Genomic DNA, 17,822 nt, shown 5'->3' with positions numbered 1-17,822 from the left:
TGATGCGCTCATGAGTTCCCTTTCGAAAGCAGTCGCGCCTCGTTCTCGGCGAAGAAGCGCTGGCAAAGCCACGTGTTGAGTGAGATCCACGCGCCGAAGCTGATCAGGGGGGCGAGGAGGGGCGCCGCCGAGGTCGCGGCGGCGATGGCTGATAGCGCTAGCAGCAACAGCACGGATGAAGCCGGACGCAGCAGCGCTAGCTGCGCCGCCTTGGGCCAGTAGGCCCGCAGCGGCAGGTCGTAGTGCGCGTAGAGCGGCCCCACCTGCGCCCCCACACCGGCCAGTGCGACGAGCGCCACGAGGGTCGCGATCCGCAACGCTCCCGAGGTGGGCCCGAGGGCGCTCAGGTACAGGTAGTCGCCCACGAGGACGACGCCCAGCACCGCGGCGGGCAGCACCAGCAGCGAGCCGCGGACGAACTCCCGCCGGTAGACGGCCCAGAACTCACGCGTCGCCTGAAACGATTCACCACGAGCGTGCCTCCGGGCCAGCGTGTACGCGGCCATGGTGGAGGGCCCCATTCCCAGGACGACTCCGCCCGCGAGGGCGAAGACGAGCCACAGCAGGTTCAGCCGGACCGCCCAGACGAACTCCGAGCAGACCGCGTAGACCCTGGTTGACGTGGTGGAATGGCTCATCCGGCAGCACTTTCTCGTGGCGTGTGCGCGGACACGGTGATGGGGGCGTTGCGCTGCGGTTCCCACCCGGTTACGGGCGGATGACCGCTGCGGTTGGTGGCGAACGTAGTGTTGAATCGACTCAGAGTCAATGACACGAAACCCGGAGATTTGCGTATTCGCCGATCAACGGGGCCATCTGCCGAAACCCGATCTTGCCTCCGGCCAGCGCCGGACCGCCCAGGAGACCCTCGTCCTGCCAGCGGAACGAGACCAGATCGTTGACCGCGAACGTCACCTCACCTGCGCGGACGTCGAGCCGCATGGCGTAGGGGCCCTCGGCGTCGAGCACCGCGGGCAGCGGGTCGGGCCCCTGCGCGACGAGGTGGAAGCCGTGACTCTTCCGCAGGTTGCAGGTGTGCAACTTTCGCTCCGACTGCCACATCCGCCGGAAGTAGGACACGTGGTAGGCGTCGATGTCGCCGCTGTGGTACTGCTCGTACGGCCCCTCGCGCCGGGCCAGCGCCGGATCGAACAGGTCCTCGCCGCCCCTCCCCCGCGCGTGGAAGAACAGGATGGCCAGCCCTGGCTCCCTGACCGGCCAGAAGTCCCACTCGATCCGCACGTCGGCGGGGAACTCCTCCGGGCACCAGAGCACCAGGTTCGCGGCCTGCCCGTCGGCCGGCGGGCGCAGGCTCTCCAGCCGCATCCTGCCCAGCGGAAAGGAGACCGCCCCGGCTCCTTCCATCCGGAACCCCTCCAGGTCGTCGGGGCCGGCGAGCCGGTTGCGGTAGATCTCGGTCACGATGCCGCTCCTCCTAGTCGCGCCTCCGCAGCGCGCTGGACTCCCGGACCACCAGGTCCGGTTGGAAGATCACCTGCCGGTGCCGGTGCCGCTCCGGATGGGCGACCTCCTCCAGCAGGAGCTCGACGGCCGTGCGGCCGAGCAGTTCGCGCGGCTGCCGTACCGACGAGAGGGGGACCGCCGCCGCGGCGGCGAAGTCGATGTCGTCGTAGCCGACGATGGCCATGTCGCCGGGCACGCGCAGGCCGCACGCGGCCATGGCCTGCAAAAACCCGAGGGCGAGCAGGTCGTTGGCGCAGAAGGCGGCCGTCGGCCGCTCGGCCGGGGGCAGGGCGGCGACGCGCTCGCCGGCGGCCCGCCCGGCGGCGGCGCTCAGCATCGGCATCGACGCGTCGAGCAGCTCGACCCCGCGGGCGGCCTCGACCGCGCCGGCCGCGCCCGCGTGCCGGTCGGCCACCTGTTTGATCGACGGCGGCCCGCCGACGAACGCGATGCGGCGATGCCCCTGCTCGATGAGGTGGGCGGCGGCGATCTGCCCGCCCAACCGGTCGTCCACGGCCACCGAGCACTGCAGCCCGGTGGCGGCGCTGTCGACCAGCACCACGGGGGTGCCCCGGGCCGCGAGGTCGGCCAGCCGCGGGCTGCCCGCGTCGACCGGGGTGATCAGTATGCCCATGACGCGCTGCTGTTCGAGCTGGTCGAGGTGGCGGCGCTCGCGGTTGGGGTCGGTGCCGCTGTTGCACAGCACGACCATCGTGTCGTGCTCGTCGGCCAGCGCCTCGGCGCCCTGCGCGACGTCGGCGAAGAAGGGGTTGGCCACGTCGAGCACGACCAGGCCGACGGTGCGGCTGCGGCCGACGCGCAGGTGGCGGGCCACCTCATTGCGGACGAAGCCCAGCTCGCGGATGGCGTCGAACACGCGCGCCCTGGTCGCGGGGGCGACGATCTCGGGGCGGTTGAGCACGTTGCTCACGGTGCCGACCGAGACGCGCGCCAGCCGCGCGACCTCCTTGATGCTCCTTGTCGCCATGGATCCTCACGAGGCCGCGCCGGGGGGTGAACGCCGCTCATCATAGCGGCCGGCGAGATCGTTTTGAATCGACTCAAGCTGCGGTTTCGCTGGCAACCGCTTACCGGAGCATTATTCTGTTATCCGTTTCAGCGAGCTTCAGGCCCCCTCCTCCCCCGCCTCGTCGGCTCCCCGTCAGCCGACGGCAGCGCGCCACCCCTCCGCTCCGCCCCCCTGCCAGCCGACAGCGGCGCCCGGCCTCTCCGCTCCGGCCCCCTGTCAGCCGGCGGCGGCGCTCAGTCTCTCCGCTCCGGGCCCCTGTCAGCCGCGGCGGCGCCCGGCCTCTCCACCCCCGGGCGGGTCCACCACGTGGATCCGGACCGCGCGGAACTCCGCCGGCGTCGCGCGCAGCACGGCCAGCCTCGGGTCCGGGACGGTCAGGAACGGCTCCGCCTCCAGGGCGAGCAGCGGCGCGAGGCGGCGGTCCGCGCGCAGGACGTCCACGGCCCTGCGGTCTCCGCCCAGCACCACGGCCTCCAGCTCCGGCAGGTGGGGCGTCAGGACGCGCAGGGCGGTGTCGGCCGCCGTCTCCAGCGCCTGGTCCGCCTGGTTGCGGCGGCGCCGGGCGAAGCGCTGCTGCGACCAGCCGCCCGCCGCCGTACGCCCCTGCACGAGCCGGGACCCGACCTTCGACGCCACCAGCTCCGTCCCCCGGAACACCCCGGCCGCGTACCCTCCGAGCCGCACCAGCACGACTCCGATGCGCCGCTCGGCGCGGGCGTGCGTGACCAGCCGGGTGACATGAGGAGGGCCGGGGAGCATGGGCGGGAACGGCACGCGCAGCTCGGCGAGCGCCCCGTCGGCGGCCACCAGCCGCACCGCCCGCTCGTCGCCCGACGCCTCGAACGGCCCGTGCCGGTCGGCGAACCCGTCGATCCACGGGTGGACCCGCTCCGGCGGCACGGACACCCACCGCCCGCCGCCCTTGGCCGGTCGCGCGCTCATGCCCGAAGGCTAGCCGACCCCTCGCCTGCGACACGGACGGAGAGGGCCTTGCCGGGCACGGCTCTCTCCGTCCGTGTCGCAGAGGGCCTTGTCGGGCACGGCCAGGGCTTGCTGGGCACGACCGGACGACGGCCGGGACGGACGGGTGAGGACCTCGCTGGATACGACCGGACGACGACCGGGACCGACGAACAAGGACCTCGCTGGGCACGACCGGGACGGACGGGCACGGGCCTCGCTGGGCACGACCGGGACGGACGGGCACGGGCCTCGCTGGGCACGACCGGGACGACGACCGGGACGGATCAGCCAGGGAGGACACTCCCGGCGGACCGTTGGCGGCTCGGACGGAGCAGTGAGGTCGTGTCGCGGCTCCCGGTCGGCCAGCCCATGGGAACGTCATGGGAAATGTCGGTGAACTTCGTTTCATGTGCCTTCTACGGCGCCCCTGCCGCTCCCATCATCGCTACGTGTCCTCCCTGTTCACAGGCCCCGTTGTGGATCTCGGCACAGGGGCCGTCATCGCTTGTGCCGCCGCCGTGGACGCGGCGGGCTATCTACCGGACGTTCCGCTGCCCCTGGTGCTCGACCTGCCCATCCGGGTCGTGATGGAGGGGGCCGGGGCGCTCGCGCCGCTGCATGAGGCGCTGCGAAGGTCCGGCAGGCATCCCCGCGAGACGATGCTCGTGCTCTCGGGGCCCTGCGCGCCGGAGGGCCGGCCGATGCTGCGGGTCGCGCTCGAAGGGCTGCGCAACTTCGGCTACCTGCTGGGCTTCGGCGGCGCCGGGACGGAGGGGGTGCCGCTCGACCTGATCGCGGACGCCTCGCCGTACGCGCTCGCCCTGGCCCCGGAGCTGGTCGCGCGGGTCCACAACGACCATCGGGCGGCGGCCGTCGGGCAGGCGATGGTGACGCTGGCCCGCGGCATCGGGGCGCACGTGCTGGCCCAGGGGGTCGAGGAGGAGGCTCAGCTCGCGGTGGTGCGCGGCTGGGGTGTGCGGCTCGCGGAGGGTCCCCTGCTGGGCCCGGGGCCGGACGGGCGGGTACGGGTGCCGCTGCCGGTCGCCGACGAGCAGCCCGGCATGGTGGAGCTGGGGCCGCGCGTCCAGGAGCTGCTGCTGCCCGCTGTGACGCTCCCCGCCGAGGCGAAGGCGGAGGAGGTGGTGGCCGCCTTCGGCCACGAGCCGTCGATCACGAGCGTGATCCTGGTGGACGAGTACCAGCGGCCGAAGGGCAGCCTCGACCGCGGCCGCTTCCTGCTGTCGATCGCCGCCCGCTACGGGCACGCGCTGCACGGCTCGAAGCCGGCGCGGCGGCTGGCCGATCCGCCGCGTACGGTGCCGAAGACCACGTCGGCGGTGGCGGCCATCCAGGCGGCCGGCCGGGACTCGGCCCGCGTGTACGACGACCTGGTGGTCACCGACGAGCTCAACCGCTGCATGGGCATCGTCCGCGTGTCCGACCTGATCCGGGAGGTGACGTCGACCAGAACCTGAGCCACGATCTGCCGGGGTGCCATTTGGTGCCGGGATGCCGGACCGGGGTGCCAGTCCGGGGTGGCCGAGGCGAGGCGCCAGGGCGAGGTTGCCGGACCGGGATGCCGGAGTGCCGGGGTGCCGGGGTGCCGGAGCGGAGTGCCGGAGCGGAGTGCCGGGCCGGGATGCCGGAGTGCCGGGCCGGGGCGCCGGAGTGCCGGAGTGCCGGGCCGGAGTGCCGGAGTGCCGGGCCGGGGCGCCGGAGTGTCCGGAGGCCGTGCATCGCGTCCCAGTGTGACCAGACCCCCGCTCACGGGAGCCAGGCCGCGCCCGCGGGCGCCGGGGAGCCGCGACCGAGGCATCCGTCTCCAGAGCCCGCGCCCCCAGGATGTCGGAGAAGTCCCCTCCCGAGCCCCGGTGGTCCCCCCAGGCCGGACAGCGCGCACCGAATCCGGAACCGGGGCGCCGAGAGGGCGCCTCCCAGGCGGGCGCCTCCCAGGCGGGCGGCTCTAGGAGCGGAGGGTCGGAGCGCCCCCGGAAGCCCGGAAGCCGGGCGACCGGCGCGGTCGGTCAGAGCAGGCCCCGAGGGCGGGCGGCCCTCGGGGCGAGTCCCCGCAGGAGGAGGGTCTCGGGGCGAGGGGTCAGAGGCGGCAGGCGTAGATGTCGGTGACCAGGATGGCGCGGGCGCCGATGTCCCAGAGCTGGTCCATCACCTGCTGGTGCCCCTTGCGGCGGACCATGGCGCGCACCGCGACCCAGCCCTCGCGGTGCAGCGGCGAGACCGTCGGCCCCTCCATGCCCGGGGTCAGCGCGATGGCCTCCTCGATGCGCTCGGCGCGGATGTCGTAGTCCATCATCACGAAGTCGCGCGCGTGGACGACGCCCTGGAAGCGGCGCACGAGCTGCTGGACGCCCGGCTGCTCGGGAGCGCTCTGCCGCCTGATCAGCACGCCCTCCGAGCGCATGATCGGCTCGCCGAACACCTCCAGCCCGACGTTGCGCAGCGTCGTGCCGGTCTCGACGACGTCGGCGATGGCGTCGGCCACGCCGAGCCGGATGGCGGTCTCCACCGCGCCGTCGAGCTTGATGACGCGCGCGTCGACGCCCGCGTCGGACAGGTACTTGCCGAGCAGGCCGGCGTAGGAGGTGGCCACGCGCATGCCGTCGAGGTCCTTGACCGAGGCGAACGTGCCGGACCTGGCCGCCAGGCGGAAGGTGGAGTCGCCGAAGCCGAGCGGCATGATCTCCTCGACCGGCGCGCCGGAGTCGACGAGCATGTCGCGGCCGGTGATGCCGGCGTCGAGGGTGCCCTCGCCGACGTAGACGGCGATGTCACGGGGGCGCAGGAAGAACAGCTCGCAGCCGTTGTCCTCGTCGAGGACGAACAGCTCCTTGCTGTCGCGGCGGGGCCGGTAGCCGGCCTCCTTGAGCATGGCTTGGGCGGCTTCGCTGAGCGCGCCCTTGTTGGGTACGGCTAGGCGGATCATGTCGGTGTGGTCTCTCCGTGTCTCGCGGTGCGGGCGTGGGCGGGCGAGGCGGGCGCGGGGCGCCCTAGAGATGCTTGTAGACCTCGTCCAGCCCGATGCCCTTGGCGAGCATGAGAACCTGCACGTGGTAGAGGAGCTGGGAGATCTCCTCGGCGGCCCGGTCGGCGGACTCGTGCTCGGCGGCCATCCAGCTCTCGGCGGCCTCCTCGACGACCTTCTTGCCGATGGCATGGACGCCGGCGTCGAGCGCGGCCACGGTGCCCGACCCCGCGGGCCGGGTGCGCGCCTTCTCGGACAGCTCGGCGAACAGCTCTTCGAAGGTCTTCATGGTCTCTCTCGTCGGTCGGCTGACGTGCATGACAAGCCTAGTCGGCCCGCATGGGTCGCACGCCCCGTGTCCGGAACCCGAGACGACAACACCGGACAAACCTTGTCCGTCGTACGTCGGTCCGCGCGCGTGCCGGAGGAGATGGTTACGCCGCTCCTGCTTTCATACTGGTTTCGAATCGTTCGCCCGGCTGCCCCGCTCCCGGTAGCCGATAATCCGGAAACGTCTTCCGGATCAGCGGGACAACCGGGCGAGGTCCCTGCCGGAGGCGGCCGGGGTCCGGGCCCGTCGCGATGAACCGGATAAGCACTTGACCACGGACAGCCTCCGGTCCCGCTGATCCGGTTCAGTGAAACTCTCCTGGCGGAGGTGCCGCGTGAAGAGGCCGACGATCGCCGACATCGCCCGGCGCGCGGGCGTCTCCAAGGGCGCGGTGTCCTACGCCCTGAACGGCCGGCCGGGCGTGTCGGAGGAGACGAGGGCGCGCATCCACGCGATCGCCCAGGAGATCGGCTGGCGCCCGAATCTGGCCGCGCGCCTGCTGAGCGGCGCCGGCGCGGGCGCGATCGGGCTGGTCGTGTGCCGTCCGGCGCGCTTCCTCGGCGTCGAGCCGTTCTTCATGGAGCTGATCAGCGGCATCGAGGGCGAGCTGGCGGCGCGCTCGTACGCGCTCATGCTGCAGGTGGCCGCCGGGCACGAGGACGAGATCGCCGTGTACCGCCGCTGGTGGGGCGAGGGGCGCGTGGACGGCGTGATCCTGGTCGACCTGCACACGAACGACCCGCGCGTGCCGGTGATGGAGAAGCTGGGCATGCCGGCGGTGGTGATCGGCCACCCGTCGGCCGCGGGTTCGCTGCCCGCGGTGTGGTCCGACGAGGCGGCCGCCATGCGCGAGGTGCTGGAGCACCTCGCGGCGCTCGGCCATCGGCGCGTCGCGCGGGTGGCGGGCCCGGCCGCCCTGGCGCACACCGCGATCAGGGACGCGGCGTTCGTGGAGTCGCTGGCCGCGCTCGGGCTGGAGGAGGCGCCGGCCGCGCACACCGACCACACCGGCGAGCAGGGCGCCCGGGCGACCCGGCGGCTGCTCAGCTCGCGCTCGCGGCCCACGGCGATCGTCTACGACAACGACGTCACGGCCCTGGCCGGCCTGTCGGTGGCCCAGGAGATGGGCCTGCGGGTGCCGGCCGGGCTGTCCGTCGTGGCCTGGGACGACTCGCCGCTCTGCCAGGTGGTGCGGCCGCCGCTCACGACGACGGCCCGCGACATCCCGGCCTCGGGGGCGCGGGCGGCGCAGCTCCTGCTGCGGATGGCGGCGGGCGAGCAGGTCACCGGCGTGGAGGACGCGGCGGCCCGGCTGCGTCCCCGCGGGAGCACCGCCCCGCCTCCCTGAACCGCTGCATGGACGGCCGTCACACCGCGCGGCCCCGGGCGCAAGGAACGGCAGCGGAGACGGCCCGCTCCTTCGATCACCGCCTAGGTGAACTTACCCGATTAAGTAGCGCGATCCCCATGCCTGTGAAATCGGGCGCCGGTCCACGGGATGCCCCGTATCCCGCATGCCTCCGCCAGCGGAACCGGACGCCCATCCGACCCGCAGATCGGACGGCCCCCATGCGACGAACGACGGCGGTCTGCGGCACAGTCCTGGTGGCGCTCCTGAGCGCCGCCCGCGCCACCAGCGGCAAACGCTCGACATCGGCACCGTGTTCGTCGTGGCCGGCTTCGTCCCGCCGCGCCCGGAGGGGATGCGGCAGGGGCAAAGGGGCGGGTACACGCCCGCCGCGCAGAAATCTCGGCCTTCCAGGTGGCAATGGCCTGCTCGTCGCGTTCCGGGGCGCGCCGAGCCGTTTCACGTCGGCTACATCATCGAGGGCGTCAGCAAGCTGTTGCGACGACACGGCCGGTCGGTGCAGGTACAGTGTGGCCGGCCGCAAGCCGCCGCGGCAGACCTGGGCGCCTGCATCTGCTTCGAAGGAAGACGAGGCGGGCCAGGGGACTGAGGCCGCCGAAAGCACGCGCCTGGACACCGCGGACTGCTGGCGTCGGTACCGACGATCGCGTTCTTCCTCGTCTTCCAGAGGTACTTCACCCCGCGGCATCGCGCTCAGCGGCCTCAAGGGCTGACCGCCCCGGACGCTCTCGTGCTCGGCCTCGCCATCGCACCGGGCGTTCCGGCGCGCGATGAGCGGGGTCGCCCATGGCGCCTTCCCCGGGAACGGCGCGGCCCGCCGTACCCGTCCTCTGCGAGGGGTACGGCGGGCCGTCGAAGGTGTCGCTGGTCAGCGGCCGAAGCGGCGACCTTCCGAGCGGTAGCCGCCGCGCGCGCCGCGGTCGTCGCGGTGGCCGCCGGTGCGGTGGCCGTCGCGCGGACGGTCGTCGCCGCGGAAGCCGCGCTCACGGTCGGCCGAGAACGGCCGGCCGCGGTCGCCGCCGCGCGTGCCGCGGTCGTCGGCGCGGAAGCCGCCACCACGGGGGCCGCGGTCGTCGGCGCGGAAACCGCCGTCACGCGGGCCACGGCCCTCGGAGCGGAAACCGCCGCCGCGCGGGCCGCGGTCGTCCCCGCGGAACGGCCGGTCCTCGGAACGGAACGGACGCTCGTCGGAGCGGAAACCGCCGTCACGAGCCGGGCGGTCGTCCGAGCGGTAGCCGTCACGGGCCGGACGGTCGTCGGAACGGAAGCCGCCACCGCGCGGGCCGCGGTCGCCGGAGCGGAACGGACGCTCGTCCGAGCGGAAGCCGCCGCCGCGCGGGGCGCGGTCGTCACGGCGGAAGCCGCGCTCACCGCGATCCTCGCCGAACGTGCGCGGCTCGCGCGAGCCCGCCTCCTGCTCGCCGCCGTCGTGGCGGCGGGGGCGGCGGTCGCCCTCGGCGTCACGCCCGAAGTCGCGGCGACCACGCCGGCCACGGCGCTCGCCGTGCCCGCCGCCGTGACCGTGCTCGCGGCGCGGCCGCAGCGGCTTGCGCACGTCGGGCTCCCACACGGGGATGGCCTCGCCGCTCGGGACGCGGGCGCCCGTCACCTCGGCGACCCGCGGGTGACCCGGGGTGGCCTTGAGGCGGAACGGGTGGATGCCCGCCCGGCGGGTGAGCTGGTCGGTGGAGCGGCGCTCGTTGGGCAGCACGAGCGTGACCACGGTGCCCTTCTCGCCCGCGCGGGCCGTGCGGCCGCCGCGGTGCAGGTAGCTCTTGTGGTCCTGCGGCGGGTCGACGTGCAGCACCAGGCTGATGTTGTCGACGTGGATGCCGCGGGCCGCCACGTCGGTGCAGACGAGCACGTTGACCGAGCCCTCGCGGAACTCGGCGAGGATGCGGGTGCGCTGGTTCTGGCGCTTGCCGCCGTGCAGACCGCCCGCCTTGACGCCGACCCGGGCCAGCTGCTTGCACAGCCGGTCCACGCCGTGCTGGGTGCGGACGAAGATGATCGTGCGGCCCTCGCGGTTGGCGATCTCCGCGGTGACGTCGAACTTGTCGTCGCGCGTGACCTGCATGACGTGGTGCTCCATCGTGTCGACCGGGGAGGTCGCGGGGGCGACGGAGTGGGTGATCGGGTCCTTGAGGAAGCGCTGGACCAGCTTGTCGACGTCGCCGTCGAGCGTGGCGGAGAACAGCAGCCGCTGCCCGCCGGCCGGGGTCTGCGCGAGCAGCTCGGTGACGACGGGGAAGAAGCCGAGGTCGCACATGTGGTCGGCCTCGTCGAGGACGCTCACCTCGATGTCGGCCAGCGAGCACTCACCCTGGCGGATGAGGTCGCCGAGCCGGCCGGGCGTGGCGATGACGACGTCGACGCCGCGCCGCAGGGCCTCGATCTGCTTGCCCATGGACATGCCGCCGACGACGACCTTCATGCGCAGGCCGAGGCCGCGGCCGAGCGGCTCCAGCGCGTCGTGCACCTGGAGGGCCAGCTCGCGGGTCGGGACGAGGACCATCGCGCGGGGGCGGCCCGGGGCGGGCTTGACGCCGGCGATGCGGGCCATGGTGGGCAGGCCGAAGGCGAGCGTCTTGCCGGAGCCGGTCTGGCCGCGGCCGAGGACGTCGGCGCCGGTCAGCACGTCGGGGATGGTGGCGCTCTGGATGGGGAAGGGGCTGTCGATGCCCTGGCGGGCCAGGCCGGCCACGAGCGGCTTGGGCAGGCCCAGCAGCTCGAATCCGGACGGGCCCGGCTCGGGGGCGAGCGTGGGCAGACCCTGCTCGGGGGCGAGCTCGGGCAGGACAGCGTCAAGCATGGTCACGAACGTCGTGCCTTTCAGTCGAAGTGGCGCGTCACTTCTGCGAAAGGACGAGCCAGAACGTGCGGCGCCATGCCGCACTCGTTGCCAGGCGCGGGTGATCGGCACCCGCTGGGGTGGGGACTGGCCCGGACCGGTGTGCTCACCGGCATGTCGTCGGGCCGTCTACGCGCACCCGGTTGCCGGCCGCAGGCGGCGAGACGCACGTGAAGGTGCGCCAGGTGCACGTGGTGCCAACGCGGGGAGGACCTGGGGTATTCCCCGCCCGGTCCGGATCTCGGACCGAGGCACAGACGCGGCCGGCACCGGGGTGCCGGCCGTACTGCTCACGATGAAGCTATGCACGAGACGATCCGCTCGGAGCGTCCCGCTGGAGGCTGATGCTGCTGAAGGTCAGGAGATCAGACGTTGAAGCCTAGCATACGGAGCTGCTCACGGCCCTCGTCGGTGATCTTGTCGGGACCCCACGGCGGGAGCCAGACCCAGTTGATCTTCACATCGGAGACCATACCATCGAGCGCGGAGTGCGCCTGATCCTCGATCACGTCCGTGAGCGGGCAGGCGGCGCTGGTGAGCGTCATGTCGATGGTGGCCACGGGCCGGCCGCCCTCGGCGGGGTCGAGGTTGAGGCCGTAGACCAGGCCGAGATCGACGACGTTGATGCCGAGCTCCGGGTCGACGACGTCCTTGAGCGCCTCCATGACCTCCTCGACGGTGGTCTCACCGTCGAACGAGGTCGGCGTCTCCACCGGCTTGCTCATCTGCTGGCACTCCTCACTACAGCGTCCTTGTAGGCCATCCAGGACAGCAGCGCGCACTTGACCCTGGCCGGGAACTTGGCCACCCCGGCGAACGCCACGGCGTCGCCGAGGACGTCCTCGTCGGCCTCCACCTGTCCCCTGCCCTGCATGAGCCGGGTGAACTCGTCGACGACCGACAGCGTCTCCTCCACCGTGGAGCCCGCGGTCAGCTCGTGCAGGACCGAGGCGGCGGCCTGGCTGATGGAGCAGCCCTGGCCGTCGTAGGAGACGTCCTCGATCCGGCCGGCGTCGCCGACCTTGACCCGAAGCGTGATCTCGTCGCCGCACGTCGGGTTCACGTGGTGGACCTCGGCGTCGTACGGCTCGCGCAGCCCCCGCCCCTGCGGGTGCTTGTAGTGCTCCAGGATCAGCTCCTGGTACATCGACTCGCCGATCATGGCTATGCGAACACCTTCTGAACGTGGTGGAGGCCGCGCACCAGGGCGTCGATCTCGCCCGTGGTGTTGTACAGGTAGAACGACGCCCGCGTGGTCGCCGGTATTCCGAACCTGAGGTGCAGCGGGCGCGCGCAGTGGTGGCCGACCCGCACGGCGATGCCGAAGCTGTCGTCGAGGATCTGCCCCACGTCGTGCGGGTGGATGCCCTCCAGCGTGAACGACAGGGTCGCGCCGCGCCGGTCCAGGGTGTCGGGCCCGATGAGCCGCAGCGTCGGCACCTCGCGCAGGGCCTCCAGCGCGTACGCCGTGAGCTCGCGCTCGTGCGCCTCGATCGCGTCCATGCCGATGCCCTGGAGGTAGTCGACGGCCGCGCCGAGACCGATGGCCTCGACGATCGGCGGCGTGCCCGCCTCGAACTTGTGCGGGATCGGCGCGTACGTCGAGTGGTCCATCCAGACCGCCTCGATCATCTCGCCGCCGCCCAGGAACGGGGGCATGGCGTCGAGCAGCTCGCCCCTCCCCCACAGCACGCCGATGCCGGACGGGCCGAGCATCTTGTGGCCGGTGAAGGCCACGAAGTCGACGCCCAGCCCCGCCATGTCGACCGGGTGGTGCGGGACGGACTGGGAGGCGTCGAGCATCACCAGGGCGCCCACCTCGCGGGCGCGCCGCAGCACGTCGGCGACCGGGTTGACGGTGCCGAGCACGTTGGACTGGTGGGCGATCGAGACGATCTTGGTGCGCTCGGTGACCAGCTCGTCCAGGTTGGACAGGTCGAGCCGGCCCTCCTCGGTGACGCCGAACCACTTCAGGGTCGCGCCGGTGCGCTGGACGAGCAGCTGCCACGGCACGATGTTGGAGTGGTGCTCCATCTCGGAGATGACGATCTCGTCGCCGGGGCCGAGCGCGAAGCGCGGGTCGGCGCCCTCGCCGGAGGAGCCCCACAGGTGGGGGCCGAAGGCGTGGGCCACCAGGTTGAGCGCCTCGGAGGCGTTCTTGGTGAAGATCACCTCGTCGCGGGAGGGCGCGCCGATGAAGGCGGCCACCTTGTCACGCGCGCTCTCGTACGCCTCGGTGGACTCGGCGCCGAGCGCGTGCATGGCGCGCCCGACGTTGCTGTAGTGCATCGCCAGGTGCTCGCGCACCGTCTCGACGACCGGCGTGGGCTTCTGCGAGGAGTTGCCCGAGTCGAGGTAGACGAGCGGGCGCCCGCCGGGCAGCTCGCGGGAGAGAACCGGGAAGTCCTTCCTGATCCTCTCCACGTCCAAGCTGGTGGGATAAGTCATGCAGTCGCCTTCGTGTACTGCTCGTAGCCCTCGGCCTCGAGCTTGTCGGCCAGCTCCGGGCCGCCCTCCTCGACGATCCGGCCGCCCGCGAAGACGTGGACGAAGTCCGGCTTCACGTAGCGCAGGATGCGGGTGTAGTGCGTGATGAGCAGCACGCCCGTGTCGCCGGTGGCGCGGAAGCGGTTGATGCCCTCGGACACCACGCGCAGCGCGTCGACGTCGAGGCCGGAGTCGGTCTCGTCGAGCACGGCGATCTTGGGCTTGAGCAGCTCGAGCTGGAGGATCTCGTGGCGCTTCTTCTCACCGCCGGAGAAGCCCTCGTTGAGGTTGCGCTGGGCGAAGGCGGCGTCGATGGACAGGGCGTCCATGCCGCTCTTGAGGTCCTTGGCGAACTCGCGCAGCTTGGGGGCCTCGCCGCGCACCGCGGTGACGGCCGAGCGCAGGAAGTTGGACACCGACACGCCGGGGACCTCGACGGGGTACTGCATGGCGAGGAACAGACCGGCGCGGGCGCGCTCGTCGACCGACAGCTCCAGCAGGTCGACGCCGTCGAGCAGCACCTGGCCGCCGGTGATCGTGTACTTGGGGTGACCGGCGATCGCGTAGGCGAGCGTGGACTTGCCGGAGCCGTTGGGGCCCATGATGGCGTGGGTCTCGCCCGACCGCACGGTGAGGTTGACGCCGCGCAGGATCGCCTTGTCGTCGACGGCGACCTGGAGGTCACGGATCTCAAGGGTGGACATGTGCTTATGACTCCTTCGAGAGCGAGACGAGGACGTCATCGCCGTCGATCTTGACTGTGTAGGTGTTCACGGGCCTGGTCGCGGGCGGGCCGGTGGGCTTGCCGCTGCGGATGTCGAAGCACGAGCCGTGCAGCCAGCACTCCAGGGTGTCGTCGTAGACCTCTCCCTCGCTGAGCCTGACCTCGGCGTGGGAGCAGATGTCGTGCAGCGCGAAGACCTCGCCGCCCTTGCGGACGAGCGCGACGGGGGTCTCCTCGACCTCCACGCCGAGCACCCCGCCGTCGGGGACGTCGGACACGCTGCACACCTTCTGGAAACTCATCGCGCGAGCTCCGCCTCCACCGCGCCCATGACGCGATCGCGGATCTCCTCGATCTCGATGCGCTCGATGAGCTGGCCGAGGAAGCCGCGGATGACCAGGCGGCGCGCCTCGTCGAAGGGGATGCCACGGGCCTGGAGGTAGAAGATGTGCTCGTCGTCGAGGCGGCCCGACGTCGAGGCGTGACCCGCGCCGGCGACCTCACCGGTGAGGATCTCCAGGTTGGGCACCGAGTCGGCGCGGGCGCCGTCGGTGAGGATGAGGTTGCGGTTGAGCTCGTAGGTGTCGGTGCCCTCGGCCTCGACGCGGATGATCACGTCGCCGATCCAGACGGCGTGAGCGTCCTCGCCCTGCAGGGCGCCGCGGTAGTCGACGTTGCTCTTGCAGTGGGGCTGCGAGTGGTCGACCAGCAGGCGGTGCTCCAGGTGCTGGCCCGCGTCCACGAAGTACACGCCGGCCAGGTCGGCGTCGCCGCCGGGGCCGGTGTAGGACACGCTGGGCGAGAGCCGGACGAGGTCGCCGCCGAGCGTCACCACGAAGCTGCGGAAGGTGGCGTCCTTGGCGAGCTGGGCGTGGTGGTGGGAGACGTGGACGGCGTCGTCCTCCCAGTCCTGGAGGCTGACGACCTTGAGGGAGGCGCCGTCGCCGACGACGAACTCGATGTTGTCGGCGTAGACCGCGCTGCCCTGGTGCTCGATGACGACCACGGCCTCGGCCAGCGGCTCGACGACGACCACGATGTGGCCGTAGGAGGCGCCGTCGGTGCCGCCGCCGCGCAGCTCGACCCGGATGTGGTCGTCGGGCGTCGCCTCCTTGGGCACCGTGATGACCAGCGCCTTCTCGAAGGCGTTGTAGGCCTGGGCGCTGACCCGGTCGGCCGGCACGTACGCGCGGCCGATGCGCGGGTCCTCGCGGCCGACCCACTCGGCGCTCACGCCGGACGGGGTGAACGCCTGGACGACGAGCTGGCCGGTGGCCTCGGCCTTGCCGTTGTGCAGGCCCTTGAGGCGCGAGAGCGGGGTGAAGCGCCACGCCTCCTCGCGCCCGGTCGGCACGTCGAAGTCGGCCAGGTCGTACGACGCCTTCTCGTGCAGGGTCGACAGGGGCTTCTCGTTCAGGCCCATCAGCCGACGGCTCCTTCCATCTGCAGCTCGATCAGCCGGTTGAGCTCGAGCGCGTACTCCATGGGCAGCTCGCGCGCGATCGGCTCGACGAAGCCGCGCACGATCATCGCCATCGCCTCGTCCTCGTCGAGGCCGCGGCTCATGAGGTAGAACAGCTGGTCCTCGCTGACCTTGGAGACCGTGGCCTCGTGCCCCATCGACACGTCGTCCTCGCGGACGTCGACGTAGGGGTAGGTGTCGGAGCGGCTGATCTGGTCGACGAGCAGCGCGTCGCACTTGACGGTGCTGGCGCTGCCGTGGGCGCCCTCCTCGATCTGCACGAGACCGCGGTAGGAGGTGCGGCCGCCGCCGCGGGCCACCGACTTGGAGATGACGCTGGAGCTGGTGTGGGGCGCCAGGTGCACCATCTTGGAGCCGGCGTCCTGGTGCTGGCCCTCGCCGGCGAAGGCGACGCTCAGCGTCTCGCCCTTGGCGTGCTCGCCCATGAGGTAGACGGCCGGGTACTTCATCGTGACCTTGGAGCCGATGTTGCCGTCGATCCACTCCATGGTGGCGCCCTCGTAGGCGACGGCGCGCTTGGTCACCAGGTTGTAGACGTTGTTCGACCAGTTCTGGATGGTCGTGTAACGGCAGCGGGCGTTCTTCTTCACGATGATCTCGACGACCGCGGAGTGCAGCGAGTCGGAGGAGTAGATCGGCGCGGTGCAGCCCTCGACGTAGTGGACGTAGGAGTTCTCGTCCACGATGATCAGGGTCCGCTCGAACTGGCCCATGTTCTCGGTGTTGATCCGGAAGTACGCCTGGAGCGGGATCTCGACCTCGACGTTCGGCGGCACGTAGATGAACGAGCCACCGGACCACACGGCGGTGTTGAGGGCGGCGAACTTGTTGTCGCCGACCGGGATGACCGAGCCGAAGTACTCCTTGAACAGGTCCTCGTGCTCGCGCAGGCCGGTGTCGGTGTCGACGAAGATGACGCCCTTCTCCTCAAGGTCCTCACGGATCTTGTGGTAGACGACCTCCGACTCGTACTGGGCGGCGACGCCGGCGATGAGCCGCTGCTTCTCGGCCTCGGGGATGCCCAGCTTGTCGTAGGTGTTCTTGATGTCGGCGGGCAGCTCGTCCCAGGAGGCGGCCTGCTTCTCCGTCGAGCGGACGAAGTACTTGATGTTGTCGAAGTCGATGTCGGTGAGGTCGGAGCCCCAGGTCGGCAGCGGCTTCTTGTCGAACAGGCGGAGGCCCTTCAGGCGAAGGTCGAGCATCCACTCGGGCTCGCTCTTGAGCCCGGAGATGTTGCGCACGACGTCCTCGGACAGGCCACGCTTGGCCGCCGCCCCGGCGGCATCGGGGTCGGCCCAGCCGAACTTGTAATTCCCGAGGCCTTCCAGCTCCGGGCGGTCGGTGACAGTCACCTTCCGGTCTCCTTGCTCTTGTCTCTATGTGCGGGATCACCCAGCGATTGCGGGCTGACGTGTGTGGTGCAGACCCCGTCGCCGTGGGCGATCGTGGCCAGGCGCTGCACGGGGGTGCCGAGAACCCGGGCGAACGCCTCGGTCTCGGCCTCGCAGAGCTGAGGGAACTCCGCCGCCACGTGCGCCACCGGACAGTGGTGCTGGCAGAGCTGGTCTCCGCCGGACTTGGCCTTGCTGGCCGACGCGGCGTAGCCCTCGGCCGAGAGCGCCTGCGCCAGCACCTCGACCCGCCGCTCGGCGGGCACCTCGCGCATGACCGGCTCCAGCCTACGCAGCAGGCCGGAGACCTGCGAGCGGGCGAAGTCGGTCACCGCCTCGTCCCCCATGCGCTCGGCCAGGAAGCGCAGCGCGCTCCCGGCCAGGTCGTCATAGGCGTGCTCGAAGGCACTGCGCCCCGCGTCGGTGATGGCGAACAGCTTGGCCGGCCGCCCGCGCCCGCGCTGGCCGCGTGGCCGCACCGTGCGAGGCTCTATCATCCCGTCGGACAGCAACGCGTCGAGGTGACGGCGGACGGCGGCCGGGGTCAGCCCGAGCCGCTCGCCCAGCGCGGCGGCCGCGACGGGACCGTGCTCCAGGATGAGCCGGGCCACGCGCGCGCGGGTGCTGCGCTCGCTGCCGGGCTCGATCGTGGTGGGCACGTTTTTCACAACATCAGTGTGCCGTAATTCCTTCCCGCCCCACAAATGGATCCTGGGAAAGGGTCAATGCAATTTCTCACGCAGGTAAGC

Annotated in this window: 17 protein-coding genes; 2 read left to right on the top strand and 15 right to left on the bottom strand. The window is 71.8% G+C overall.

The genetic code is table 11. From position 1 onward, the window contains the following. Positions 1-8: 8 nt before the first annotated feature. The 4 genes from HD595_RS34910 to HD595_RS34895 all read right to left on the bottom strand — a co-directional run bounded on the left by HD595_RS34910 (position 9) and on the right by HD595_RS34895 (position 3,436). Positions 9-638, bottom strand: a complete 630-nt coding sequence (locus HD595_RS34910) for a YesL family protein (protein WP_253776598.1) — start codon at positions 636-638, stop codon at positions 9-11. Positions 639-765: 127 nt separating this feature from the next. Continuing rightward, positions 766-1,422, bottom strand: a complete 657-nt coding sequence (locus tag HD595_RS34905; RefSeq protein ID WP_253776597.1) for a DUF1961 family protein — start codon at positions 1,420-1,422, stop codon at positions 766-768. Between the two features lie 13 nt (positions 1,423-1,435). Continuing rightward, positions 1,436-2,452 carry a LacI family DNA-binding transcriptional regulator gene (locus tag HD595_RS34900; protein ID WP_253776596.1) on the bottom strand — a complete coding sequence of 339 codons (1,017 nt, stop codon included), beginning with the start codon at positions 2,450-2,452 and terminating at the stop codon, positions 1,436-1,438. Positions 2,453-2,752: 300 nt separating this feature from the next. Continuing rightward, positions 2,753-3,436: an acVLRF1 family peptidyl-tRNA hydrolase gene (locus HD595_RS34895; RefSeq protein WP_253776595.1), complete on the bottom strand. Its 684-nt coding sequence runs from the start codon at positions 3,434-3,436 to the stop codon at positions 2,753-2,755. Positions 3,437-3,906: 470 nt separating this feature from the next. Between HD595_RS34895 and HD595_RS34890 the strand changes: the two genes are divergently transcribed. Next, positions 3,907-4,932: an EAL domain-containing protein gene (locus tag HD595_RS34890; RefSeq protein WP_253776594.1), complete on the top strand. Its 1,026-nt coding sequence runs from the start codon at positions 3,907-3,909 to the stop codon at positions 4,930-4,932. Between the two features lie 620 nt (positions 4,933-5,552). Here the strand turns inward: HD595_RS34890 and hisG are convergent. After that, on the bottom strand, positions 5,553-6,398 hold the full coding sequence (hisG, locus tag HD595_RS34885; RefSeq protein WP_253776593.1) for an ATP phosphoribosyltransferase: 846 nt from the start codon (positions 6,396-6,398) through the stop codon (positions 5,553-5,555). Between the two features lie 64 nt (positions 6,399-6,462). Next, positions 6,463-6,726 carry a phosphoribosyl-ATP diphosphatase gene (locus HD595_RS34880; RefSeq protein ID WP_175589604.1) on the bottom strand — a complete coding sequence of 88 codons (264 nt, stop codon included), beginning with the start codon at positions 6,724-6,726 and terminating at the stop codon, positions 6,463-6,465. Between the two features lie 376 nt (positions 6,727-7,102). Between HD595_RS34880 and HD595_RS34875 the strand changes: the two genes are divergently transcribed. Continuing rightward, on the top strand, positions 7,103-8,116 hold the full coding sequence (locus HD595_RS34875; RefSeq protein WP_253776584.1) for a LacI family DNA-binding transcriptional regulator: 1,014 nt from the start codon (positions 7,103-7,105) through the stop codon (positions 8,114-8,116). 889 nt (positions 8,117-9,005) lie between these two features. Here the strand turns inward: HD595_RS34875 and HD595_RS34870 are convergent. From HD595_RS34870 to HD595_RS34830, 9 genes are all read right to left on the bottom strand, one after another. After that, positions 9,006-10,949 (bottom strand): DEAD/DEAH box helicase, encoded by a 1,944-nt coding sequence (locus HD595_RS34870; protein WP_253776579.1) that lies wholly within the window; start codon positions 10,947-10,949, stop codon positions 9,006-9,008. A 404-nt stretch (positions 10,950-11,353) separates the two neighbouring features. Then, positions 11,354-11,713 (bottom strand): metal-sulfur cluster assembly factor, encoded by a 360-nt coding sequence (locus HD595_RS34865; RefSeq protein ID WP_175601219.1) that lies wholly within the window; start codon positions 11,711-11,713, stop codon positions 11,354-11,356. Further along, positions 11,710-12,150: a Fe-S cluster assembly sulfur transfer protein SufU gene (sufU, locus tag HD595_RS34860; RefSeq protein WP_175589611.1), complete on the bottom strand. Its 441-nt coding sequence runs from the start codon at positions 12,148-12,150 to the stop codon at positions 11,710-11,712. Before sufU ends, HD595_RS34865 begins: the two co-directional genes overlap by 4 nt. Positions 12,151-12,152: 2 nt before the next feature. Next, positions 12,153-13,436, bottom strand: a complete 1,284-nt coding sequence (locus HD595_RS34855; protein WP_301309679.1) for a cysteine desulfurase — start codon at positions 13,434-13,436, stop codon at positions 12,153-12,155. After that, positions 13,433-14,179: a Fe-S cluster assembly ATPase SufC gene (gene sufC / locus HD595_RS34850; protein ID WP_253776577.1), complete on the bottom strand. Its 747-nt coding sequence runs from the start codon at positions 14,177-14,179 to the stop codon at positions 13,433-13,435. The genes HD595_RS34855 and sufC overlap by 4 nt, the downstream gene beginning before the upstream one ends. A gap of 4 nt (positions 14,180-14,183) precedes the next feature. Then, the gene (locus HD595_RS34845; RefSeq protein ID WP_253776575.1) at positions 14,184-14,501 is read right to left on the bottom strand and encodes a non-heme iron oxygenase ferredoxin subunit; all 318 of its coding nucleotides are present in this window, start codon (positions 14,499-14,501) and stop codon (positions 14,184-14,186) included. Further along, positions 14,498-15,622 (bottom strand): Fe-S cluster assembly protein SufD, encoded by a 1,125-nt coding sequence (gene sufD / locus HD595_RS34840; RefSeq protein WP_253776569.1) that lies wholly within the window; start codon positions 15,620-15,622, stop codon positions 14,498-14,500. Before sufD ends, HD595_RS34845 begins: the two co-directional genes overlap by 4 nt. Then, on the bottom strand, positions 15,622-17,034 hold the full coding sequence (gene sufB / locus HD595_RS34835; RefSeq protein ID WP_253776567.1) for a Fe-S cluster assembly protein SufB: 1,413 nt from the start codon (positions 17,032-17,034) through the stop codon (positions 15,622-15,624). Before sufB ends, sufD begins: the two co-directional genes overlap by 1 nt. Continuing rightward, a complete protein-coding gene (locus HD595_RS34830; protein WP_253776565.1) occupies positions 17,031-17,732 on the bottom strand; it encodes a helix-turn-helix transcriptional regulator in 702 nt (233 codons plus the stop codon). The genes sufB and HD595_RS34830 overlap by 4 nt, the downstream gene beginning before the upstream one ends. Positions 17,733-17,822: the final 90 nt, after the last annotated feature.

Origin of the sequence: Nonomuraea roseoviolacea subsp. carminata (assembly GCF_024172185.1) — a bacterium.
GTDB lineage: Bacteria > Actinomycetota > Actinomycetes > Streptosporangiales > Streptosporangiaceae > Nonomuraea > Nonomuraea roseoviolacea.
The sequence above is the reverse complement of the archived record's forward strand: the minus strand, read 5'-3'. Positions and strand labels throughout refer to the sequence as shown.